Annotated in this window: 24 protein-coding genes and 2 tRNA genes; 15 read left to right on the top strand and 11 right to left on the bottom strand. The window is 63.7% G+C overall.

Going from position 1 to position 20,573, the window contains the following annotated elements:
- Positions 1-18: 18 nt before the first annotated feature.
- Positions 19-669, bottom strand: a complete 651-nt coding sequence (locus tag Q9316_RS08015; RefSeq protein ID WP_306035243.1) for a protein-L-isoaspartate O-methyltransferase family protein — start codon at positions 667-669, stop codon at positions 19-21.
- A gap of 327 nt (positions 670-996) precedes the next feature.
- On the opposite strand from Q9316_RS08015, the gene exbB reads away from it, so the two are divergent.
- From exbB to Q9316_RS07995, 4 genes are all read left to right on the top strand, one after another.
- Entirely contained in the window at positions 997-2,052 is a 1,056-nt protein-coding gene (exbB, locus tag Q9316_RS08010) for a tonB-system energizer ExbB (RefSeq protein WP_306034663.1), read from the top strand.
- A gap of 4 nt (positions 2,053-2,056) precedes the next feature.
- A complete protein-coding gene (exbD, locus tag Q9316_RS08005) occupies positions 2,057-2,485 on the top strand; it encodes a TonB system transport protein ExbD (protein ID WP_306034662.1) in 429 nt (142 codons plus the stop codon).
- A 192-nt stretch (positions 2,486-2,677) separates the two neighbouring features.
- Entirely contained in the window at positions 2,678-4,729 is a 2,052-nt protein-coding gene (locus Q9316_RS08000; protein ID WP_306034661.1) for an acyltransferase family protein, read from the top strand.
- Between the two features lie 145 nt (positions 4,730-4,874).
- Positions 4,875-4,948: transfer RNA gene (locus Q9316_RS07995), tRNA-Cys, on the top strand.
- Positions 4,949-5,069: 121 nt separating this feature from the next.
- Here the strand turns inward: Q9316_RS07995 and Q9316_RS07990 are convergent.
- A complete protein-coding gene (locus Q9316_RS07990; protein ID WP_306034660.1) occupies positions 5,070-6,002 on the bottom strand; it encodes a LysR family transcriptional regulator in 933 nt (310 codons plus the stop codon).
- A 78-nt stretch (positions 6,003-6,080) separates the two neighbouring features.
- Between Q9316_RS07990 and Q9316_RS07985 the strand changes: the two genes are divergently transcribed.
- Together Q9316_RS07985 and Q9316_RS07980 are read left to right on the top strand one after the other, a co-directional pair.
- Entirely contained in the window at positions 6,081-6,524 is a 444-nt protein-coding gene (locus Q9316_RS07985; protein ID WP_306034659.1) for a PACE efflux transporter, read from the top strand.
- A 128-nt stretch (positions 6,525-6,652) separates the two neighbouring features.
- Positions 6,653-6,976: an RcnB family protein gene (locus tag Q9316_RS07980; protein ID WP_306034658.1), complete on the top strand. Its 324-nt coding sequence runs from the start codon at positions 6,653-6,655 to the stop codon at positions 6,974-6,976.
- Positions 6,977-7,028: 52 nt separating this feature from the next.
- On the opposite strand, the gene Q9316_RS07975 is transcribed toward Q9316_RS07980, so the two are convergent.
- Positions 7,029-7,505 (bottom strand): DUF2938 domain-containing protein, encoded by a 477-nt coding sequence (locus Q9316_RS07975; RefSeq protein WP_306034657.1) that lies wholly within the window; start codon positions 7,503-7,505, stop codon positions 7,029-7,031.
- 75 nt (positions 7,506-7,580) lie between these two features.
- Complete coding sequence (locus Q9316_RS07970) at positions 7,581-7,865, bottom strand: hypothetical protein (protein ID WP_306034656.1); 285 nt, start codon at positions 7,863-7,865, stop codon at positions 7,581-7,583.
- Between the two features lie 165 nt (positions 7,866-8,030).
- Between Q9316_RS07970 and Q9316_RS07965 the strand changes: the two genes are divergently transcribed.
- A tRNA-Asn gene (locus Q9316_RS07965) sits at positions 8,031-8,105 on the top strand.
- Positions 8,106-8,209: 104 nt separating this feature from the next.
- On the opposite strand, the gene Q9316_RS07960 is transcribed toward Q9316_RS07965, so the two are convergent.
- Entirely contained in the window at positions 8,210-8,401 is a 192-nt protein-coding gene (locus Q9316_RS07960) for a hypothetical protein (protein WP_306034655.1), read from the bottom strand.
- A gap of 69 nt (positions 8,402-8,470) precedes the next feature.
- On the bottom strand, positions 8,471-8,677 hold the full coding sequence (locus tag Q9316_RS07955; RefSeq protein WP_306034654.1) for a hypothetical protein: 207 nt from the start codon (positions 8,675-8,677) through the stop codon (positions 8,471-8,473).
- Between the two features lie 226 nt (positions 8,678-8,903).
- On the opposite strand from Q9316_RS07955, the gene Q9316_RS07950 reads away from it, so the two are divergent.
- From Q9316_RS07950 to Q9316_RS07920, 7 genes are all read left to right on the top strand, one after another.
- The gene (locus Q9316_RS07950; protein ID WP_306034653.1) at positions 8,904-10,169 is read left to right on the top strand and encodes an SAM-dependent methyltransferase; all 1,266 of its coding nucleotides are present in this window, start codon (positions 8,904-8,906) and stop codon (positions 10,167-10,169) included.
- Between the two features lie 125 nt (positions 10,170-10,294).
- A complete protein-coding gene (locus tag Q9316_RS07945; protein WP_306034652.1) occupies positions 10,295-11,335 on the top strand; it encodes a cysteine synthase A in 1,041 nt (346 codons plus the stop codon).
- A 5-nt stretch (positions 11,336-11,340) separates the two neighbouring features.
- Complete coding sequence (locus tag Q9316_RS07940) at positions 11,341-12,084, top strand: alanyl-tRNA editing protein (RefSeq protein WP_306034651.1); 744 nt, start codon at positions 11,341-11,343, stop codon at positions 12,082-12,084.
- Positions 12,085-12,096: 12 nt separating this feature from the next.
- Complete coding sequence (gene sseA, locus Q9316_RS07935) at positions 12,097-12,951, top strand: 3-mercaptopyruvate sulfurtransferase (protein WP_306034650.1); 855 nt, start codon at positions 12,097-12,099, stop codon at positions 12,949-12,951.
- 2 nt (positions 12,952-12,953) lie between these two features.
- On the top strand, positions 12,954-13,544 hold the full coding sequence (locus Q9316_RS07930) for a GNAT family N-acetyltransferase (RefSeq protein WP_306034649.1): 591 nt from the start codon (positions 12,954-12,956) through the stop codon (positions 13,542-13,544).
- Between the two features lie 114 nt (positions 13,545-13,658).
- Complete coding sequence (locus Q9316_RS07925; RefSeq protein ID WP_306034648.1) at positions 13,659-14,219, top strand: OmpA family protein; 561 nt, start codon at positions 13,659-13,661, stop codon at positions 14,217-14,219.
- Positions 14,220-14,343: 124 nt separating this feature from the next.
- Positions 14,344-14,811, top strand: a complete 468-nt coding sequence (locus Q9316_RS07920) for a DUF1203 domain-containing protein (RefSeq protein ID WP_306034647.1) — start codon at positions 14,344-14,346, stop codon at positions 14,809-14,811.
- Between the two features lie 50 nt (positions 14,812-14,861).
- On the opposite strand, the gene ald is transcribed toward Q9316_RS07920, so the two are convergent.
- Positions 14,862-15,980 carry an alanine dehydrogenase gene (ald, locus tag Q9316_RS07915; RefSeq protein ID WP_306034646.1) on the bottom strand — a complete coding sequence of 373 codons (1,119 nt, stop codon included), beginning with the start codon at positions 15,978-15,980 and terminating at the stop codon, positions 14,862-14,864.
- A 163-nt stretch (positions 15,981-16,143) separates the two neighbouring features.
- On the opposite strand from ald, the gene Q9316_RS07910 reads away from it, so the two are divergent.
- Positions 16,144-16,605, top strand: a complete 462-nt coding sequence (locus Q9316_RS07910; protein ID WP_306034645.1) for an Lrp/AsnC family transcriptional regulator — start codon at positions 16,144-16,146, stop codon at positions 16,603-16,605.
- 27 nt (positions 16,606-16,632) lie between these two features.
- Here Q9316_RS07910 and Q9316_RS07905 read toward each other — a convergent pair whose 3' ends face one another.
- The 4 genes from Q9316_RS07905 to Q9316_RS07890 form a co-directional block, all read right to left on the bottom strand.
- The gene (locus tag Q9316_RS07905; RefSeq protein WP_306034644.1) at positions 16,633-17,643 is read right to left on the bottom strand and encodes a CorA family divalent cation transporter; all 1,011 of its coding nucleotides are present in this window, start codon (positions 17,641-17,643) and stop codon (positions 16,633-16,635) included.
- 8 nt (positions 17,644-17,651) lie between these two features.
- Positions 17,652-18,560 carry a polyphosphate kinase 2 gene (ppk2, locus tag Q9316_RS07900; RefSeq protein ID WP_306034643.1) on the bottom strand — a complete coding sequence of 303 codons (909 nt, stop codon included), beginning with the start codon at positions 18,558-18,560 and terminating at the stop codon, positions 17,652-17,654.
- A gap of 293 nt (positions 18,561-18,853) precedes the next feature.
- Positions 18,854-20,101, bottom strand: a complete 1,248-nt coding sequence (locus Q9316_RS07895; RefSeq protein WP_306034642.1) for a GGDEF domain-containing protein — start codon at positions 20,099-20,101, stop codon at positions 18,854-18,856.
- A gap of 154 nt (positions 20,102-20,255) precedes the next feature.
- Complete coding sequence (locus tag Q9316_RS07890; protein WP_306034641.1) at positions 20,256-20,570, bottom strand: HlyU family transcriptional regulator; 315 nt, start codon at positions 20,568-20,570, stop codon at positions 20,256-20,258.
- Positions 20,571-20,573 lie beyond the last annotated feature (3 nt).

Here is a 20,573-nt window from a genome sequence, read left to right as displayed (position 1 = left end):
AATTCTCCAGAAGCGCTGTCAGAAAACGAATTCCTTCGCCTTGCGGAAGCCGGGCAGCGGCTTGACGGCGGTGTTGAAGGCGTTGCGTTCGGCGACGCGGCCGCTTTCCTTGATGTAGAGGCGCGCCTGCGAGGCATTGCCGTAGCCCTCGACGACAACGAGACGACCGCCGTCGCGAAGTTGCGCGAAAAGCGCTTCCGGAACGAATTCGACGGCGCCGTGCACGAAGATCACGTCATAGGGCGCTTCCGGCGCGTAGCCGGCTTCGAGATCACCGGTCACGACCGCGACATTGTCATAGCCGAGGCGGGCGAGCGTTTCCGTCGCGACGGCGGAAAGATCGGCATCGCTTTCGAGCGCGACGACCGAGCTGCCGAGCCTGGACAGAACGGCGGAGGCGTAACCGGTGGCACAGCCGACTTCCAGCACAACATCGCTCGTGGCGATCTCGGCGAGTTGGACCAGCTTGGCGAGCGGGGACGGCTCCATCAGGTAGCGGCCGGGCGCGACCTGGCTGTCGTCGTCGATATAGGCGAGCGGCTTCACCGCCGCGGGCACGAACTCTTCACGCGGGACAGTCAGGAAGGCGTCGAGCACCTCGTGCGACGTCACATCCGTCGTACGGATCTGGTTGTCCACCATCTTCGTGCGCGCTGCTTTGTAGTCAATCATCTCTAGCCCTTGGAATAAAACGGCGAAGACCGGCGCAAAGGCCCGGCCATGCCGGATGCGTTGCAATTCTCTTAGTGCGCTTTCGGGGCGGGTGTCCATAGGCGGCGGCCGGTTGCGCGCAAAAACCGCGTCCTAGTCGCCAGGCCGTCATGCTTGCTGGAAATTCCGCCCCTTATCATGAATAAATTACTCAACATATTGTTGCCTGCCCCATATAGAATGTCGTATTGAGCACTCAGGTTTTAGGGACGCCCGGCGTCCGCACCCTGCCCGCTTCCATGAAACGGGCTTCGCTTGAACTGAGACATGCAAGAGGAATACGCCGTGCTGAAACGGTTTCGACTGCTATCCGCGATCATCCTGATGGCGCTCGCCGCCCCGCACGCCGTTTCGGCGCAGGCCCCTTCGACCCAGACGGACAGCCAGCCGGAAGCCGGCCAGTCGACCGGCACCAGCACAGGCGCCGCCACGACGACGACCACAACCACAACGGAAACGACCGGTCGCCCCACGGCGAGCGAAGGCTCCACCGACAATTCGACAAACGCCGTGACCGGCACGGACGCCGGCGCCACTCCTGACGGCGAAGAGGCGACCGAACTCGACGCGCTCGACGACGGCGCGGCTGCCGCGGACGAACGCCAGGCCGGCCTGCCGCACGACCTTTCGCCCTGGGGCATGTTCATGGCGGCCGACATCGTCGTCAAGGGCGTGATGATCGGCCTTGCCTTCGCCTCCGTCGTCACCTGGACGGTCCTCCTGGTGAAGATCGCCGAACTCGGCGGCGCCCAGCGCTCGGCAAGCCAGGCCGTCCGCCGCCTCATCGCCGCTAGAGGCCTCGAGGACGGCCAGGAGGCCCTCGGCCGCAACCGCGGCGTGGTCGCCCGCATGATCAGCGCCGCGCGCGATGAAATGGATGCCTCCGAAGCGGTGCTCGACCATGTATCCGACGGCGGCGTCAAGGAACGCATCGCCTCCCGCCTCACCCGCATGGAAGTGCACGCCGGCCGCCGCATCGCCAAGGGCACGGGTCTGCTTGCCACGATCGGCTCCACCGCGCCCTTCGTCGGCCTGTTCGGCACCGTCTGGGGCATCATGAACTCGTTCATCGGCATTTCGAAAGCACAGACCACAAACCTTGCCATTGTCGCACCCGGCATCGCGGAAGCGCTGCTTGCAACGGCAATCGGCCTCGTCGCCGCGATTCCCGCCGTCGTGATCTACAACTTCCTCGCCCGCGCCATCACCGGCTACCGCCAGAACCTCGCCGATGCCTCGGCCGCCATCGAGCGGCTCGCCAGCCGCGACCTCGACGTGCGCCGCGCCCAGCGCCACCCCGCGCAGCGCGCCGAGCGCGCGGCCGTCGTGAAGATCGGGTGAGCCGATGGCCAGCAAGATCAAGGAAGGCGGCGGCGACGACCTCGAGGAAAACAGCGAAATCAACGTGACGCCGTTCATCGACGTCATGCTGGTGCTGCTGATCATCTTCATGGTGGCCGCGCCGCTCGCCACCGTCGACATCAATGTCGACCTGCCCTCCTCCGTCGCCCAGCCGACGCCGCGCGAGGACAAGCCGGTCTTCATGACGTTGAAGAAGGACCTCACGGTCTCGATCGGCAACGGCACGATCGCCCGCGACAATTTCGGCCCCGAGCTCGACGCCGTGACCGAGGGCAACAAGGATGCGCGCATCCTGTTGCGCGCCGACAAGGCCGTCGACTACGGCAACGTCATGGACGTCATGAACCTCCTGCGCGGCGCCGGCTATGGCAAGATCGCCCTGGTCGGCCTCGAAGGCGCCCCGGCGCAGTAGAGCAACCGGCGGCGCGCTTTCGGGCGCGTCGCCCCCACCAGCTCAAATTCCCCAGCGAGCCGGCGCATCTTGCCGACATTGCGATGGCAATGGTACGGGCTATCCCCGTGCAATCCCAGCGATTGCCGACCGGCCGGCGCGTTTCCTTGCAGCAGGTTTCGGCAGATACCAGAAAACCGCTTCGGGATAGACATGTCAGACGCCGCCTCTTCCAAGACCGCTTACCGCACGGAAATCGATGGCCTGCGCGCCATCGCCGTCGTGCCGGTGATCCTCTTCCATGCGGGTGTGCCCTGGGTGAGCGGCGGCTATGTCGGGGTCGACGTCTTCTTCGTCATCAGCGGCTATCTCATCACGCGCATCCTGCTCGACGCCCACCAGCACGGCACCTATTCTATCGTCGACTTCTACCGGCGGCGCTGCGTGCGCATCCTGCCGGCGCTGACCGTCGTCACCATCGCCAGTTTCGCCGCCGCGTGGCTGTGGATGCCGCCGCAGGATTTCCGGAAATTCGCAAACAGCATCGTCGCGGTCGCGACTTTCTCCTCCAACTTCCTGTTCTGGCAGGAAAGCGGTTATTTCGACGTCCAGGCGGAACTGAAACCCCTCCTCCACACCTGGAGCCTCGCGGTCGAGGAACAGTATTACATCCTCTTCCCGATCATCCTGGGCCTGATCTGGAAGCTGGCCCCGCGGCTGGTCCTGCCCTGCCTGATCGTGATGGCGGTTGCGGGGCTCTACCTGTCCGGCAAGATGGTCCGCCACTATCCGGAAGCGGCCTATTTCCTGCTTCCCTCGCGCGCCTTCGAAATCCTCGCCGGCTCGATTGTCGCCGCACTGCCGGGCCATGGCATATCCGCGCGCCTCGATGCGATCGGCAACCGCGTGGCCGAATTGCTGTCCGCCGTCGGGCTTGGTGCCATCGCCGTTTCCGTCTTCCTGTTCACCAGCACGACCCGGTTTCCCGGCTATAACGCGCTCGTGCCGGTGCTGGGAACCGTTCTCGTTCTCCTTTTCGTGCGGCGCGGCAGCCTCGGTTACCGGTTTCTCGCCTGCCGGCCGCTCCAACTTATCGGCCTTGCCAGCTACAGCATCTATCTGTGGCACCAGCCGGTCCTCGCCTTTGCGCGGTTGCGCAGTCTCCATGCCCTTTCGCTTGCCGACGAGCTGGGGCTGGCGGCCATATCGGTCGCACTCGGCGTCCTCACCTGGAAATTCATCGAGATACCCGCCAAGCGCCTTCACCGGCTGGATGCGGGGCGTGTCCTGTCGTTGGCGGTCGCCAGGCTCATCCTCGTTGCCGCGCTCGGCTTTGCCGCCGTCAGGACCGGCGGGTTTCCCGGCCGGTTTCCCGCCGAGGTCGTGGCGCTGCTCGATACGCCCGAACTGCAGGACGGTGCCGCCTGCACCTATTTCACCATCAACGGATCGAGCGTTCCGCCGGGCTGCGCCTTCGGCGATCCGGAGGGCCGGAAAACGATCGCGCTCTACGGCGATTCCCATGCCGATGCGCTGCGCGGCACGCTGGACCAGGAGTTCAAGCGCCTCAACATCCGCGGCCTGCGCGTCAACATCACGCAATGCGAGCCCATTCCCTACATCACCGTGGAGGGTCTTCCCGACGACCGGTTCGCGACCTGCCTTCGGGCATTCGGCGAGACCCTCGATTTCCTCAAGCGCGAAGCCGACGGGATCATCGTCGCCATCCGCTGGAACTACAGGCTCTATCCCGTGCCGGGTAAGATCGACCGCCTGACCTTCGACAATGGCGAAGGCGGCGTCGAGCTGGACAAGGAACGGATCTACGAGGCACGGGACGAAAGCGGCGAACCAAGCATTCTGGCGCCCGCGAAGGAACGGGCGGTGAAGCGCATGTTCGAAAAGCTGGAAGCGACGGGTCTTCCCCTGTCGATCGTGCATCCGATCCCGGAAACGGGCATCGACATCAAGCGATACAATTTCCTCCGCTATCTCGAAGACGGCCGTCTTCCCCAGGAGGTGACGACCTCCTACGAGCGATACCGTAGCCGCAACGCCTTTTCCGGTGCCGTGCTCGACGGGATAACAGGCCCTGCCGTCGCCCATGTGCATCCCGACCGCGCCCTTTGCGACACCTTCGTCAAGGACCGCTGCGTGGTGCAATTCGGCGGCAAACGCTACTATTCGGACGACGATCACCTGTCGAACGATGGTGCTTCGCTGATCGCCGCGGACATCCTTCATCCGTTCCTGCGCGATTTCTGACTGCCGGTCCGGCCTGCAAAGCTGCAAATTCCGCAGAAAGAACCGCGCGGGTGAAAAAAGGGACGACATTCAGAACTAAGCCTCTTGCACCTATTCTAAATTCGTTCTAAACGCCCGGCACCACTCGCTTTTAAAGCAAACGGACGGCCTCGTGGCGGAGTGGTGACGCAGAGGACTGCAAATCCTTGCACCCGAGTTCGATTCTCGGCGAGGCCTCCAATTTATCCTTCGATATCAATGATTTATTGAAAGCCGCTCAGCGGCCGGCGCCGGATGGTCCGACCCGTCTTGGTATTCGCCTATCTGATATCGTCGAGTGCCAAACGCTCCCGAATAGGGATCATGGAATGGTGATAAGGTCGGCGATATCAGGCGCCGCCTCTGCCACGCCACTCTTGATTCCGGTCGCCGCGAACTGTTCCCGCAGCCATCGCGTGGCGGGACCAGCGGGGCGCTGCTTGTTCCAGATGAGTTCCAGCGCGACGGGGTGCGCGCCCTCGTCGAATTGCAGCGACGGCGTCGCGAGCTCGGACACGAGCGGCGAATTGGTTAGGATATGGGCCGGGATCAGCGCCCAGCCGACGCCGCGCTGCAATATCTGCAGGATGACCCAATGGCTCTCGACCCACCAGACCTCGGCGGCGACGCGCAGGCGGTGCGTTTCCATACCGTCGCTCCGCTTGGTGACCATGATCTGGCGGTGCCGCTTGAGTTCCTCCCAAGTGACGGGCGCCCCTGCCAGCGGGTGGTTGCGGCCGCAGACGAGAATGAGCGGAATCCAGCCGATCGTATGAAAACCCAGCGTCGGCGGCAGATCCTCCTGGCGCCACATCACGCCGAGATCGGCCTTTCCCTCCAGAACGAGCCCAGCGACATTCTTGGTCGGCGGAAACAGCAATTCGAGTTCGACATAGGGGAATTGCTCCGCAAAGGCGGCAAACAGCGCGCCGACGGCAGGTTCCGGGTAAAGCTCGTCGATGGCGACGGCGAGACGGGTCTCGACATGTTCCTCGAAATCCCGGGCGACGCCGATCAGATGCTCGCGGCGGTCGAGAATGAGCTTTGCTTCCGGCAGCAGCCGCCTGCCCGCCTCGGTCAGCGTCGGATTGCGCGTGGCGCGGCTGAACAGCTTGATCCCGAGATCGTCCTCCAGGGAGGAAACCAGCAGGCTCACCGCCGACTGGGCCTTTCTCAGATGCCGCGCGGCGGCCGAGAACGAGCCGTGTTCGGCGGCGGTGACGAAGGCGTCAAGCTGTTCGAGGGAAACGGTCATCTATCTTCATTTCAGATAGTATCTAACTTTTCTTCCCATGAATATCAGATAGTCATATAGCCGACAACAGACGAGGAAATGAAAATGCGTACCTTCAGCGATCGTGTCCGGCATGCGGTCATGTTCGAACTTATCGGCCTGGCAATCTTCACGCCGGGCGCTGCCCTGCTGTTCGACCAGCCGATCGGGCATATGGGCGTCATCGGCATCGTCTCCGCAACGGCGGCAACGGTGTGGAATTTCGTTTTCAACCTGGGCTTCGACAAGGCGATGCTGCGCATTCGCGGCAGCGTGACCAAGACGATGCCGATTCGCGTCGCGCACACGGCGCTCTTCGAGGCCGGGCTGATCGTCATCCTCATCCCGTTCATGGCCTGGTATCTCGGCATCGGCCTGCTGGCAGCCCTGATCCTGGATATCGCGGTCGTTGCGTTCTACCTGGTCTATGCCTTCGTCTTCAACATCGTCTATGACAGGGCCTTTCCGATCGAAGCCTCCCCCCTGCCTCATGCATCGGCGTGAGGTGGGCTGCCACGAAATTGCCACATGCGTTAAGTGACTGTTTTCATTACAGCATTGTAATGTTTCATTCAGTTTTCGTTCATCGACCGGGCTCTAGTTTCCTCCCATCAACAACGAGGAACCTCCCAATGAAACTCCTGACCCGCACCCTTCTCGCCGCTGTTGCCCTTTCCTTTGCCGCCGCACCGATGGCGCAGGCCCAGCAGCACTACGGCCACGACCGCAAGCCCGGCTATTCTTCGTCCTGGGACAAGCAAAATGCCAAGAAGCGGCACAACTGGCGCAAGGGCGAGCGCTATTCCGACTGGAACCGCCGCCCGCCCGTCCGTGACTACCACCGCTACGGCCTGCGCAAGCCCGGCCGCGGGCAGCAGTGGGTGAAGGTGGACAACTCTTATCTCCTGATGAGCGTCGCCACCGGCCTGATCCTCGGCGTCGCCGCCTCCCGCTAAAAAAAATACGCCACCGCAGCTTTTGCCGCGGTGGCGTTTTCATTCGTTCCATTCAGCGAATGAGAAGCGCCGTTCCGTAGAGGCCGAGGGCGAAGACGGTGTGCGATACGAGATTGAGGACCCGCACCGTGTTGGCGTTCGGCAGTTTCGAGGCGGCAAAGCCGATGCCGAGGCCCGGCTGCAACAGGAACCAGCCTGCCCCGACGGTCACGATGCCGAGAATCCATGCAGGCAGGAAGGTCGGCGCGGCGAACCAGGCGGACCCCACGATCAATGCCAGGATGACGCCATAGAGAATGCCGACGGCGTAGTGACCGATCCAGCCGAGCGCCAGTTCGTTGGCATAGGGCTCGGCCTTGCCGATATCGTCGTGGAAGACGGTGCCGTTCTTCAGGTGCCAGAACCAGCGCCCCACCGGCGCCCAGTTCGGCCGCGCCTGGCCGAACGCCTTCCACAGCAGCACCGCCCAGATATCCATCAGCACCGTCGCGCCGATCCCGATCACGACGCCCTTCACCAGCAAGTCCATGCCCACCCCTCACCTCAAGTCGATGCAAGGGGTTAGAGCAGGTCCGGCGGCCGGCTGCAAGAAATGCCGTTTGCCTCAGCGCGTGTTGCGGCGTGCCTTGCGGCTGGCCCACCATACGGCGAGACGGCGGCGCTGGCGGCGGACGAAATGGGAATCGTGCGAGAGCACGAGCAGGCCGAGCGGTACCATCCAGAATCCAAGCACCGGCAGGAAGCCGAGAATGCCTCCGAGGATGAGCAGCACGCCGATCGTGGTGCGCAGCCAGCGCGATTCCGGCAGTTTCATGCGGAAGGATCCGATGACGATCTCGTGCGTGCGAGGATCGATGCCGAAATGCATATTTGTTTTTTGCGCCGTCATTCAGTGTCCGTTTCGCTGCAAAGCCCGGTTTTCCAAGGCTCGTTCCTCTCCCAGTTGGAGACTTCTCCACAATCAATCAAGTCCGGTGCATTTTTTTGTCAAAAAAGCGCTTGGCAAATCGATCCAGCATTTGTATTACGCGCTCACTCCGCAGCGAGCGGATGATCCCTGGTAGCTCAGCGGTAGAGCATTCGACTGTTAATCGACAGGTCGCCGGTTCGAATCCGGCCCGGGGAGCCAGATTTCGAGGGGCTGCGCTGAAAAGCGCGGCCCCTTCTGCTTTTCGCCATATGCCGCAAAACCGCATCTGACAATGCGGCCGCGCGTCCGGCGAGAGATTGCCGCTATCGAAGTTTGGTCGGCGGGTGCTTGATGTTCATCTGGAGTTCGTGGCGGCTGGCAAAGCGGCCGAAAAGAAGGAGGAGCTTGCGCTCCTGCGCCTTGTCCAACCCGTTCTTGCGGCAATGCTCGATGACATCGAGGACATGACGCGTCTGCCGGGGGGTGAACTGGCGATTGTCGATATGGTGGGTCATGGCGGTCTCCTCCGATGCGGCCGGAAGAGAAATTCGCCGGGACTTCCATTGTTCCCGGCGGCAGAAAATTCAGGGTACCATTCCAGCGACCGTCTGGCCGGCGATGCGGGCGGTGCCGTAGTCGCGTTCATGGGCGCTGCGGCGGAAGGCCTGGCTGCGCTCGCGCGGGCGGATGGAAAGCTCGCTGAGCGGCGTTCCGATCACCCCATCCGCATACGTGCCGGTGGCGATGTCATCGTCGTCGGTAGGAGTTGCCTGAAACAGTCCGAAAAGCATCGTTATATCTCCAGTTTCCGTCCAAACGGGCGAAGGGGTTTTCCGTTCCCGCCGCGCACCGGATAGACGCAAAATTAACCATGCTTGCTAACAGTTCGTTAAAATCCGGTCCTTTTCTCGCCGGCCGCTCGCATATTTATGAAGCAATCCGCCACGATTCACGACTTGGCCTTTCGGCGTATTGCGGCTAGCCTTCCCCTACGTCGGGTTGGCACAGGGGCAATCGATGGCGAATGAAACGATTTCAGAAAAGGCATTTTCAAGCCGCGACAGGTTGACGGCGGAGAATTTCGCACAGCGCACCAAGCGATTGCCGTTCCGCGCCCAGATGGTCCTGCGCGGCCTCATGGGCCTTGAAGCGGGCACGCTCGAAATGACGATACCGGGCGGGCAAACCTTCGTGATCGGCGGAAAGGCGCCCGGCCCGGACGCCGCCGTGAAGCTCAACAACTGGAACCTCGTGCACCGCGCCGTCAGCGGTGGCACGATCGGCGTTGCCGAAAGCTACATGGATGGCGACTGGGAGAGCCCGGATGCCGGCGCCTTCCTCGAGCTCATCCTCATCAACGGCAATGTCGTGCGCAACTACACCAACGGCCCGCGCGGCCTCCTTCTCCTCGTCGAGAAATTCCGCCATTGGCTGAACGCCAACACAAGGCGCGGCTCGCAGCGCAATATTTCCGCGCACTACGATCTCGGCAACGCGTTCTACTCGCAGTGGCTCGATCCGACGATGACCTATTCCGCCGCGCTCTATTCGCGCGGCGCGAACGACCTCACCTCCGCCCAGCTTGCGAAGTACCGCGCGCTTGCGGAAGCGACCGGGATAGGGCCGGACGACCATGTGCTGGAGATCGGCTGCGGCTGGGGCGGCTTTGCGGAATTCGCGGCAGGCGAGATCGGCTGCAAGGTCACCGGCCTGACGATCAGCCGCGAACAGCTCGCTTTTGCCCGCGAGCGCATGGCCAAGGCCGGCCTGGCCGACCGGGTGGAGCTGAAATTCCAGGACTATCGCGACGAGAAAGGCACCTATGACCGCATCGTTTCGATCGAGATGTTCGAGGCCGTCGGCGAAAAATACTGGCCGGACTATTTCTCCAAGCTGAGTGAATGCCTGAAGCCGGGCGGGCGTGCCGGGCTGCAGATCATCACCATCCTTCAGGAGGCCTATGCCGAGTACAAGGCGAACCCAGATTTCATCCAGAAATACGTCTTTCCCGGCGGCATGCTGCCGACCCGCGAGCATCTTTCCTCGCTCGGCCGCCAGTTCGGGCTGTCGACCGCCTCCGATATCGGCTTCGGCCACGACTATGCCCGCACGCTCGCCGAATGGCGGCACCGCTTCTGGGCGGCCTGGGAGCGGATCGTGCCGCTCGGCTTCGACGAGCGCTTCCGCAAGCTCTGGGAGTTCTATTTCTATTATTGCGAGGCGGGTTTCCGTGCCAAGAACATCGATGTACGGCAGGTGGTCTATACGCGGCCCCTCGCCTGATACTTCCGGTAGAAAAAATCCCTCTGGAAGCCCTTCCACGAGGAACGCCATTGCTTGCAAAGCGGCCTCCACAGGCGGAAAAGACGCTTTCAGTCTAGGTACATAACGCGCGAGGCTCGTCTGCCATGTCCATTCTTCCGTCCGTTCTCGATGCAATCGGCAACACGCCGCTGATCCGCCTCAAGGGCGCCTCGGACGCGACGGGATGCGAGATTCTCGGCAAGGCGGAATTCCTCAACCCCGGCCAGTCGGTCAAGGACCGCGCGGCGCTCTCCATCATCCGTGCGGCGGAGCGTTCCGGCGCGCTGCGTCCCGGCGGCGTCATCGTCGAGGGCACGGCCGGCAATACCGGCATCGGGCTTGCGCTGGTCGCGCAGGCGCTCGGCTATCGCACCGTGATCGTCATCCCCGAGACCCAGAGCCAGGAAAAGAAGGACGCGCTGCGCCTGCTCGGCGCCGAGCTCGTCGAGGTCCCGGCCGTCGCCTACAAGAACCCCAACAACTATGTGAAGCTTTCCGGCCGCCTCGCCGAGCAGCTTGCCAGGACCGAGCCGAACGGCGCGATCTGGGCCAACCAGTTCGACAATGTCGCCAACCGCGACGCCCATATCGAGACGACCGCCCCGGAAATCTGGCGCGACACGGACGGCAAGGTCGACGGCTTCGTTTCGGCTGTCGGTTCCGGCGGCACGTTGGCCGGCGTCGCGGCGGGCCTGCGTGCCAAAAACCCGAACATCAAGATCGCCCTTGCCGATCCGGATGGCGCGGCGCTCTACAACTATTATGAGCACGGCGAGCTGAAATCCGCCGGCAGCTCGATCACCGAAGGCATCGGCCAGGGCCGCATCACGGCGAATCTCGAGGGCTTCACGCCCGACTATTCCTACAACATCCCGGATTCCGAGGCTGTTCCGCTGGTCTTCGATCTGATCGAGAAGGAAGGCATCGCGGTCGGCGGCTCCTCCGGCATCAACATTGCCGGCGCCATCCGCCTGGCAAGGGACCTCGGCCCCGGCCACACGATCGTGACGATCCTGTGCGACTATGCTAACCGCTATCAGTCGAAACTCTTCAATGCGGACTTCCTCGATTCGAAGGGCCTGCCCGTTCCGGGATGGCTGAAGGCGAAATCGGCGATCAAGGTCCCCTACCAGCCGGTCGAATAGGTCTCATGTCCCTTCCCACCACCGCCCTCTTTCGTGACGATTTCTATCTTTCGACAAACGAGGCGGTGGTGACGGCGGTGCACGAGGACGGCGGCATCGAGCTCGACCAGACCTGTTTCTACGCGACATCCGGCGGCCAGCCGGGCGACAGCGGCTTTCTGGAGCGCGCCGACGGCAGCCGCATAGCGCTCGGCCCGGCGGTGACGGGCGCAAGCAAGGACATCGTGATCCACCGCCCGCTGGAGGGCGAGGCGCTGCCGATCGTCGGCGAGGCGGTCGTCGCCCATATCGACTGGGCGCGCCGCTACAAGCTGATGCGCATGCACACCGCCTGCCACCTGCTCTCCGTCGTCTGCCCCTATCCGATCACCGGCGCCGCCGTCGGCGAGGAGGACAGCCGGGTCGATTTCGACATGACAGACACCATCGACAAGGACGAGGTGACGGCGAAGCTGATGAAGCTCGTCGCGGAGAACCATCCGGTCTTCGTCCAGTGGATCACCGACGCGGAGCTTTCCGCAAATCCCGGCATCGTGAAATCCAAGAACGTGCGTCCGCCGATGGGCCTCGGCCGCGTCAGCCTCGTCTGCATCGGCGAGAATTCCTCCGTCGACAGCCAGCCTTGCGGGGGAACGCACGTTTCCGAAACGCAGGAAGTGGGCGCCATCCACATCGCCAAGATCGAAAAGAAGGGCAAGGAGAACCGCCGGTTCCGCATCCGCTTCGGTGCGCCCGGTTCCGACGCCTGAAAGGAAAAGACCATGTCCAACGACAAGAGCAAGTTCGTCGTCTCCGCGGATTGGGTGGAAAAGCAACTCGGCGCGCCGGAATTCCGCATCGTCGATGCCTCCTGGTATCTGCCGGCGCAAAACCGCAACGGCGCGGCCGAATATGCGGCCGGGCACATTCCCGGCGCAGTCTTCTTCGATCAGGACGTGATCAACGATCATTCCAGCAAGCTGCCGCACACGGTTCCCTCGCCGGATTTCTTCGCCGCCGAAGTCGGTAAGCTCGGCATTGCCGATACGGACACGATCGTCGTCTATGACGGCCCCGGCATCTTCACCGCGCCGCGTGTCTGGTGGCTGTTTCGCATCATGGGCGCGAAGAACGTCTTCGTCATGGATGGCGGTATCGACGGCTGGAAGCAGGAGGGAAAGCCGCTTCAGACCGACCTGCCCGAGCCGGCGCCGGCCGTCTTCCACACCAATTTCAATCCCTATGCCGTTACCTCCTTCGAGGAGATGCGCGGCATCGTGTCGACCGGGTCGAAGCAGATAGCCGATGCCCGCGGCGCCGGCCGCTTTACCGGCGCGGAAGCCGAGCCGCGCGCCGGCATGCGTTCCGGCCATATGCCCGGCGCAAAGAGCATGCCGTCGGGCAGCTTTTCCGATGGCGGCAAATTCAAGGACCTTGCGAGCCTGCGCAAGCATTTCGAAGATTCCGGCATCGACCTGTCCAAGCCGGTCGTCACCAGCTGCGGCTCGGGCGTGACGGCGGCCATCATCACGCTGGCGCTTCATTCGCTCGGCCACGAGAACAATACGCTCTATGATGGCTCCTGGTCCGAATGGGGCAGCCGTGACGACACGCCCGTCGTCACCGGGAAGGATTGAGCATGGCAAAGAAGGTCCAGAGCGCGCCGATCGCGGTGCACATCACCGCGCTCGAAATGACGGCGCCGCCGAAGCAGAGCCTGCCGGTGCCCGTCAACGTGCACACCGCAATCCTCAGCGCGCCGGAGATCCCGGTTGCCTTCTATCGTTTCCTCTACCGGCAGGTCGGCAGCCGCTGGCACTGGGTCGACCGGCTTCGCATGGACGACGAGACGCTGGCCGCGACCCTCAACGACAAGCGCAACAGCGTGACGGTGCTCTATGTCAACGGCGCGCCGGCCGGCTTCTTCGAGCTGCTGCAGGTCGACGAGGAGACGATCGAGCTTTCGCATTTCGGCCTTTTCGAGCGGGCGCTGGGCCTTGGCATCGGCAAATGGTTCTTGCTCCAGACGCTCTATGCCGCCTGGGCGCTCGGGCCCCGACGCGTGACCGTCACCACCAACAATCTCGACCATCCGCGCGCGCTCCAGCTCTACCAGATGTTCGGCTTCTCGCCGGTCGGAACCCGGGATGCCGAGATCGTTCCGCTCTCCGACGCCGAGCTCCTGGCGCTCGCCAAGCGCGACTGTCTGATGCCGGCCGAACGGCGTTAAACACCCTGAACGGCACCCAACGGCCGGTTCATCTTTCCTTCAGATCGTCCATGGCACTTTCCGGCCACCAGATGACCGAAGATCCAGATGATCGAAGACAAGGAGACATCGTCCATGCAACGCCGCGCATTCCTGACCGCGTTCGCCGCCACCCTCGCCGCCCCCGCCTTCTCCGGCCTCGCTTTCGCGCAGGAAACACCGTCGGAGGACATGATCCTGCGCCGCCTCGACGCCGCCCCGGCCCGCCGCATGCGGGACGAGGAACGCGTGACGGTCCGTGAATTCAAGCGCCGTGCGGACCTTCGCCGCGCCGCGCCCTCCATCGATATCCAGTCGATCAATTTCGAATTCGCCTCGGCCGAGATCCCGCGCTCGGAATATCGCAAGGTGCGCCAGATCGCCCGCGCCATGGAGCGCATCCTGCGCCGCCGCCGTCGCGCCGTCTTCCTGATCGAGGGCCATACGGATGCCGTCGGTTCGGCCTCCTCCAACCAGGTCCTGTCCGAACGCCGCGCCGCATCACTGAAATGGGTGCTCGTGCAGGAATTCGGCATCCCCTCGCGGGCGCTGGAAACCGTGGGCTACGGCGAGGAATACCTGCTCGTGCCGACGCAGAACGAGGAATGGCGCAACCGCCGCGTCACGCTCCGCCGCATCGACGAGTTCGTCCGGTAATATCCCTGCAAATCCGTCTTCGCCGCCGGACTCGTGCCGGCGGTTTTGATTTGCCGGCAGGAAACGGGTGTCGGGACGGCGCGAAGGCGTGGAATCTCCAGGCACACCAACCGGAGCCCCTGCCATGTCCATTCGTTTCCTGCCCATGCCGACCGAAACCGCAACCGCCTACTGGAAAGGTGGCGCTGACGCCTATGGAATGAAGCCCGAACGACAGGTTTCCGATGGTGACGGCGTGCCCTGCCGGCATTGCCTGCGGCCGGTCGGTGCGGGCGAACCCTATCTCATCCTCGCCCACCGCCCCTTCCCAGCCCTGCAACCCTATGCGGAAACCGGGCCGATCTTCCTGCACGCCGAGCCTTGCAAGGCTCACGAGCCGTCGCAAGAGATGCCGCCGATGCTGACGAGCCGCGACTATATCGTCCGCGGCTACTCGGCGGAAAACCGCATTCTCTACGGCACCGGCGCCGTGGTCCCGACCGCCGGCATTCCCGACTATGCGGCAACGCTCCTGGCGCGGGAGGACGTCGCCTATCTGCACATCCGCTCGGCGCGCAACAATTGCTACCAGTGCCGTGTCGAGCGCGCATGAAAAGGGCCCGAATCGCTCCAGGCCCCTTTTCTCAATTGGTTCCTGACGGATCAGGCGACGTTCAGCACCGCTTCGGGCGCGTAGGACTCGTAGCCGAGCGCATCGGCGACCGGCTGGTTCGTGATGCGGCCCTTGTGCACGTTAAGGCCGGCGCGCAGGTGCCGATCCTCGGCGATCGCCTTCAGCCCCTTGTCGGCAAGCTGCAAGCCGTAGTGCAGCGTGGCGTTGTTGAGCGCATGGGCGGACGTGACCGGCACGGCGCCCGGCATGTTGGCGACGCAATAATGCACCACGCCGTCGACCTCGTAGGTCGGGTCGGAATGGGTCGTCGCATGCGAAGTCTCGAAGCAGCCGCCCTGGTCGATGGCGACATCGACGATGACCGCACCCTTCTTCATGCCCGAAAGCATTTCGCGCGTCACGAGCTTGGGCGCGGCGGCACCGGGGATCAGCACGGCGCCGATGACGAGATCGGCGGAGAACACCTCCTCTTCCAGCGCGTCGATGGTCGAATAGCGCGTGTGGACGCGGCCGCCGAAGAGGTCGTCGAGTTGGCGCAGGCGCGGGATCGAGCGGTCGAGGATCGACACGTCCGCGCCGAGGCCCGCGGCCATCCTCGCCGCATGCAGGCCGACGACGCCGCCGCCGATGACGGCGACCTTGGCCGGCAGCACGCCCGGCACGCCGCCGAGCAGGATGCCGCGTCCGCCATTGGCCTTCTGCAACGCCGTCGCGCCGGCCTGGATGGAAAGGCGCCCGGCGACTTCCGACATCGGCGCCAGCAGCGGCAGGCCGCCGCGCTCGTCCGTTACCGTCTCGTAGGCGATGGCGGTGACGCCGGAGGCGAGCAGACCCTTGGTCTGTTCCGGATCGGGGGCGAGATGCAGGTAGGTGTAGAGAATTTGTCCGTCGCGGAGCTGCGCCCATTCGGCGGGCTGCGGTTCCTTGACCTTCACCACCATGTCGGACTTCTGGAATATGTCCGCGGCGGTGGGCACGATCCTCGCGCCGGCGGCGCGGTAGGCATCATCGTCAGCGCCGATGCCGGCGCCGGCCTTCGTCTCGACGAGCACCTCGTGGCCATGCGCCACATATTCACGCACGGCACCGGGCGTCAGACCGACCCGGTATTCATGATTCTTGATTTCCTTCGGACAACCGACACGCATGCGCGTTCCTTTCCCAGTGATGTTCCCGTTTTCTCGTGCCGCTCTTCGGCGGGTACACCATGGAAGCAGAGGCGGCGTGCAATGTCCTTGCAAAGCCGGTTTGCGAAACGGGCCAATGTCGAATATTCTTCTGTTATCAGCGGAATTTTCGGGGAAAATTCGAATGTCGCGTCTGGATGCAATCGATGCTGCGATCCTGAAGGTCGTCCAGCAGAACGGCCGAATCTCCAATGCCGAGCTTGCCGAGCGCGTCGGCCTCTCGCCGTCGGCCTGCTCGCGCCGGCTCGACATCCTCGAAAAATCCGGCACCATCAACGGCTATCACGCCCGCGTCTCGCCGAAGGCGCTCGACTACAAGATGATCGCCATCGTGCACATCTCGCTGTCCGGCCAGTTCGCCAAGACGCTGGCGGAATTCGAGGCGGCGGTAAAACTCTGCCCCAACGTGCTGGTCTGCTACCTGATGTCCGGCGAATACGACTATATCCTGCGCGTCGCCGCCAAGGACCTCGAAGACTACGAGCGCATCCACCGCGACTGGCTTTCCGCCCTGCCCCATGTGGTGAAGATCAATTCGAGCTTCGCGCTGCGCGAAATCATCGATCGGCCGAATGTCGGGGTCTAGGGAGCAACCCCTAGCGGATTTGCGCTTCTAGAATCGCAGGTTGATGCCGGCCCGGCGCAGCAGCCAGTAGAACAGCGCGGTGGCGCCCATGCCCAGCATCATCGCCCAGCCGAACCCCGTTTCGCCCTGGCTGAACGGCAGGCCCGCGGTGTTCATGCCGAACACGCCGACGACAAGCGTTCCCGGCAGCAACAGGGCGCTCATCACCGCCATCGCCTTGAGGCTGCGGTTCGATTCGTCCTGCAATTCCGCCGCCATCTCCTCCTGCAGCAGGCGGGCGCGGTCGTTGACCATGACGATCTCGCGGTCGAGCCGCTCCAGCCGCATCGACAGGCGCCGCAGCACGGCATGGGCGTGTTCGGAGAGGGTCCAGTCCTCCCGGTCCTCCTCCTCGAACAGCGCCACCATGCCCGCGACCGGGCGGTGCAAGGAGACAGCGAGGCGGCGCACCTCCTTGAGGCTGCGCCGCTCGTCGCTCAGCCGTTCTGTGACCAGCCGGTCCTCCACAGCATCGAGCAGCCCCGCCGCCTCCTTGAGCTTGATCGCCGTATTCTTGCAGAAGGCGGCGACCATGGCCTCGAAAAGCTCGTAGGCCGTTGCGGGGCTGAAACCCTCGGCAAAGGAGCGCCGCACCCGGTTCACCGCTTCCACCGGGTGCCGCCGGCCCGTGACCAGCAGACGCTCCGTCAGGGCAAAATGCAGACGGCCGACGGTGGTGGAGGCGCGTTCGGTTTCCTGCTGCTGCAGATCGGCGATGACGCCATGCGTCGTCCCTGCCTCGTGGCCAAGAACAAGGCTTTCGTCATGCCCTTCCAGAATGGAGCGCGCCGCCGCCGGCAAGGTGCAGCGCGCGGGCAGCCAGCCCTGTATGCGCTGGTCGACCAGATCGACATGCAGCCAGACCCAGCCGTCCGCGGACGCGAGCGCCGCATCGATATCCTGCGGCGCGACGGGCACCACCGGCCCGCCGGGCGATCCCCGGTAGGCGCCGACGAGCCCCGGCGTCAGCCCCCTCTGCGTCTGGTCCAGCAGGTTCAAGGGCCTGCTCAGTAGACTTCCGGTACGTACATCTCGTCCGGCGGCGGGCGGCGGATATAATCGTCATGCCGCACACGCTCGGGCAGATCGATGGGCGCCTTGGGCACGTCCTCATAGGGAATCTGAGCAAGCAGATGGGCGATACAGTTCAGCCGCGCCCTCTTCTTGTCGACGGCCTCGACGATCCACCACGGCGCCTCGGGAATGTGGGTTCGCTCCAGCATCTCCTCCTTGGCCTTGGTGTAGTTCTCCCAATGGACGCGGCTTTCGAGGTCCATCGGCGAGAGCTTCCACTGCTTCAAGGGGTCGTGGATGCGCATGCGGAACCGGAATTCCTGCTCCTCGTCGGTGATCGAGAACCAGTATTTGATCAGCACGATGCCGGAGCGCACCAGCATACGCTCGAATTCCGGTACCGAGCGGAAGAATTCCTCCAGCTCGTCCGGCGTGCAGAAGCCCATGACGCGCTCGACGCCGGCGCGGTTGTACCAGGAGCGGTCGAACAGCACCATTTCGCCGGCGCTCGGCAGATGCGGCGCATAGCGCTGGAAGTACCATTGATTGCGCTCGCGCTCGGTCGGTGCCGGCAGGGCGACGACGCGGCAGATGCGCGGATTGAGGCGCTGGGTCACGCGCTTGATGGCGCCGCCTTTGCCGGCCGAACCGCGCCCCTCGAAGAGAACGACGACCTTCAGCTTCTTGTGCTGCACCCAGTCCTGCAGCTTGACCAGCTCATGCTGGAGGCGGAACAGCTCGCGGAAATAGATCCGGCGCTCCAGCGTCTGCGCCGGCGGTTCGGACATGCCCTCGGCGATGAGGTCGTCCAGCCGCTCCTCCTCGATCTGCATTTCCAGCTCCTCGTCGAAGCTGTCGGCAATTTCCGCCTTGATGCGGTTCAGATGATTGTCGTCGAACATGACCGGTATCCATGGATCGTGGAAATTGCGCTCCGGACGCGTTTCGGCCTCGGAGCGTGCGAAAGGAACGCTGGAATGGACGAGAAGGACGACGGCACGCGCGGCGCAAGGACGAACGGCCGTTCCTGAAGCCGGTCGATTGGCATGGGATCGCTTCCGACAGCTCCCGCCATGCACCGCTCCCATTGACTAGCCGCCGCGTTTTCGGGGCTTCCATCCACTCGTATAGGAAGCACAGATGAAACTTTTGTGACAGGCCGATGTTCCGGCAATCCGGCGCGACAGCCGGAAATCTAGTGCGAGATGACGCGGTTGCGTCCGGCATTCTTGGCGGCGTAGAGCCGGGCATCGGCGGCCGACAGCAGCGCGTTCAGCGTCGTGCCGTCATTGTAGCTGTTGGCGATGCCGATGCTGACCGTCACCGGCACGTCGTCAGGCCTGCGGATCTCCGCCTCCACGGTGCGCCGCAACTCTTCAGCCCGCTCTGCCCCGACTTCCGGCTCGATATCTTCGCAGATCACCACGAATTCCTCGCCGCCGAAGCGGAAGATGCGGTCGCCGCCGCGCAGCGCCCGTTGCAGGCAGGCCGCGGTGTCGCGCAGCACGCCGTCGCCGGCGAGATGGCCGAAACGGTCGTTGACGTCCTTGAAATGATCGGCGTCGATGATCATCAGCGCCATCGGCTTGCCGGCCGCCAGCATCGCCGAGAGCATTCGCGGCGCCTCGAATTCCAGCCGGCTGCGGTCATAGACGCCGGTCAGGGCATCGCGGCCCGAACGGTCGAGCAGGTCCTCGTAGCGTTCGCGGAAGGTGAGGTCGGCGAAGATATCCGAGATGGGACGCGGCGAGACGGGCATCGCCGATATGCGGGAATAGTAGAGATACACCGTGATCAGCACCGCATAGGCGCAGGCCGCCATCATCTTCGCGATCCAGCCGCCCCAGAACACTTCGACCGGCGCGCCGTTGAGGAAATGCAGCGCCGCATAGAAGCCGATCTGGTCGAAGGTCAGCACCGCGACCCCGGAGACGAAGAAGCGCATGGCCGTGTTCTTCCTGAAGACCCGACCGAGGCGCTCGTAAAGCAGGATGATGGCGAGCGAATCGACATAGAGCAGCATCGTGCCCCACAGCATCAGCCAGCCCATCTCGTCGATGAAGGCGAGATCGGCGATGCGGCCCGGCACCGCGCCGATCGTCTGGTGGTGGCGCAGGAACAGGCTGAGGCCGACCGTCAGGAAATTGCCGGCGAGCAGGCCGTAGATCGGCGCGCGAACGACGGCGGCGTCCTCCTTCACATACAGAAGAAGGATCATCATCAGCTTGCCGGAAAAGAGCACCGAGGAGCCCGGTGAAATAACGCCGAACGGCAGCTCGATATAGAAGACCGCCGCCAGATAGGTCTCCAGGAAGTGCATGACGCCGAGTGCGGCGACGAAAACGCCGATGCCGATCTGGTGGCGCAGATGCAGGATGCCCACCATGAAGACGAAATAGAAACCGGCCTCGATGAGAAGCAGGATCAGGTTTTCAGTACCCATGGGCGGTCCGCAGTTTCCCCGACGTCCCGCCAGCCAGCTGAATCGGAACGTCCGCAACAAGTCGTTTTCCTGCGGATACAGGCAAACGCACCGGTTCTCCAGCGCCTTCGCACATTTTCATATGATTATTTCGGGTGGCGAACGCGCCTGGCGGTCAGACCTGCCGGCTCTCCGCGCCGTCGCTGAAGAGCGAGGCGCCGTGCTGGTCGGCGATCTGCCTTGCCTTGCGGAAGGTCGAAGCGACCGTATCGTCCCGCGAGGAGAAGAGATCGGCGCGGATGAAGGTGCGAACGAGCACCCGCTCGCCGTCGCGCTTCTCGATGCGTCCGGCAAGCCGGTACTGGCCGCCTTCGGGAATGGGAGCCGCCACGAGGGTCAGGTCGTTATAGGCCTCGGTTTCCTCCGCGATCTTCGCGGGAGCTGCCGAGTCGCCACCGCGACCGAAGAGTTTTGAAAAGAACGATGCCATGGC

Origin of the sequence: Shinella zoogloeoides, assembly GCF_030733845.1 — a bacterium.
GTDB lineage: Bacteria > Pseudomonadota > Alphaproteobacteria > Rhizobiales > Rhizobiaceae > Shinella > Shinella zoogloeoides_C.
Note: the sequence above shows the minus strand (reverse complement) of the source record. Positions and strands in the feature narration are given on the sequence as shown.

Excerpts from the sequence above, each read along its gene's own strand:
- exbD (WP_306034662.1), top strand. The coding sequence starts at position 2,057 with ATGGCCAGCAAGATCAAGGAAGGCGGCGGCGACGACCTCGAGGAAAAC.
- Q9316_RS08000 (WP_306034661.1), top strand. The coding sequence starts at position 2,678 with ATGTCAGACGCCGCCTCTTCCAAGACCGCTTACCGCACGGAAATCGAT.
- Q9316_RS07990 (WP_306034660.1), bottom strand. The coding sequence starts at position 6,002 with ATGACCGTTTCCCTCGAACAGCTTGACGCCTTCGTCACCGCCGCCGAA.
- Q9316_RS07985 (WP_306034659.1), top strand. The coding sequence starts at position 6,081 with ATGAAAATGCGTACCTTCAGCGATCGTGTCCGGCATGCGGTCATGTTC.
- Q9316_RS07980 (WP_306034658.1), top strand. The coding sequence starts at position 6,653 with ATGAAACTCCTGACCCGCACCCTTCTCGCCGCTGTTGCCCTTTCCTTT.
- Q9316_RS07975 (WP_306034657.1), bottom strand. The coding sequence starts at position 7,505 with ATGGACTTGCTGGTGAAGGGCGTCGTGATCGGGATCGGCGCGACGGTG.
- Q9316_RS07970 (WP_306034656.1), bottom strand. The coding sequence starts at position 7,865 with ATGACGGCGCAAAAAACAAATATGCATTTCGGCATCGATCCTCGCACG.
- Q9316_RS07960 (WP_306034655.1), bottom strand. The coding sequence starts at position 8,401 with ATGACCCACCATATCGACAATCGCCAGTTCACCCCCCGGCAGACGCGT.
- Q9316_RS07955 (WP_306034654.1), bottom strand. The coding sequence starts at position 8,677 with ATGCTTTTCGGACTGTTTCAGGCAACTCCTACCGACGACGATGACATC.
- Q9316_RS07950 (WP_306034653.1), top strand. The coding sequence starts at position 8,904 with ATGGCGAATGAAACGATTTCAGAAAAGGCATTTTCAAGCCGCGACAGG.
- Q9316_RS07945 (WP_306034652.1), top strand. The coding sequence starts at position 10,295 with ATGTCCATTCTTCCGTCCGTTCTCGATGCAATCGGCAACACGCCGCTG.
- Q9316_RS07940 (WP_306034651.1), top strand. The coding sequence starts at position 11,341 with ATGTCCCTTCCCACCACCGCCCTCTTTCGTGACGATTTCTATCTTTCG.
- sseA (WP_306034650.1), top strand. The coding sequence starts at position 12,097 with ATGTCCAACGACAAGAGCAAGTTCGTCGTCTCCGCGGATTGGGTGGAA.
- Q9316_RS07930 (WP_306034649.1), top strand. The coding sequence starts at position 12,954 with ATGGCAAAGAAGGTCCAGAGCGCGCCGATCGCGGTGCACATCACCGCG.
- Q9316_RS07925 (WP_306034648.1), top strand. The coding sequence starts at position 13,659 with ATGCAACGCCGCGCATTCCTGACCGCGTTCGCCGCCACCCTCGCCGCC.
- Q9316_RS07920 (WP_306034647.1), top strand. The coding sequence starts at position 14,344 with ATGTCCATTCGTTTCCTGCCCATGCCGACCGAAACCGCAACCGCCTAC.
- ald (WP_306034646.1), bottom strand. The coding sequence starts at position 15,980 with ATGCGTGTCGGTTGTCCGAAGGAAATCAAGAATCATGAATACCGGGTC.
- Q9316_RS07910 (WP_306034645.1), top strand. The coding sequence starts at position 16,144 with ATGTCGCGTCTGGATGCAATCGATGCTGCGATCCTGAAGGTCGTCCAG.
- ppk2 (WP_306034643.1), bottom strand. The coding sequence starts at position 18,560 with ATGTTCGACGACAATCATCTGAACCGCATCAAGGCGGAAATTGCCGAC.
- Q9316_RS07895 (WP_306034642.1), bottom strand. The coding sequence starts at position 20,101 with ATGGGTACTGAAAACCTGATCCTGCTTCTCATCGAGGCCGGTTTCTAT.
- Q9316_RS07890 (WP_306034641.1), bottom strand. The coding sequence starts at position 20,570 with ATGGCATCGTTCTTTTCAAAACTCTTCGGTCGCGGTGGCGACTCGGCA.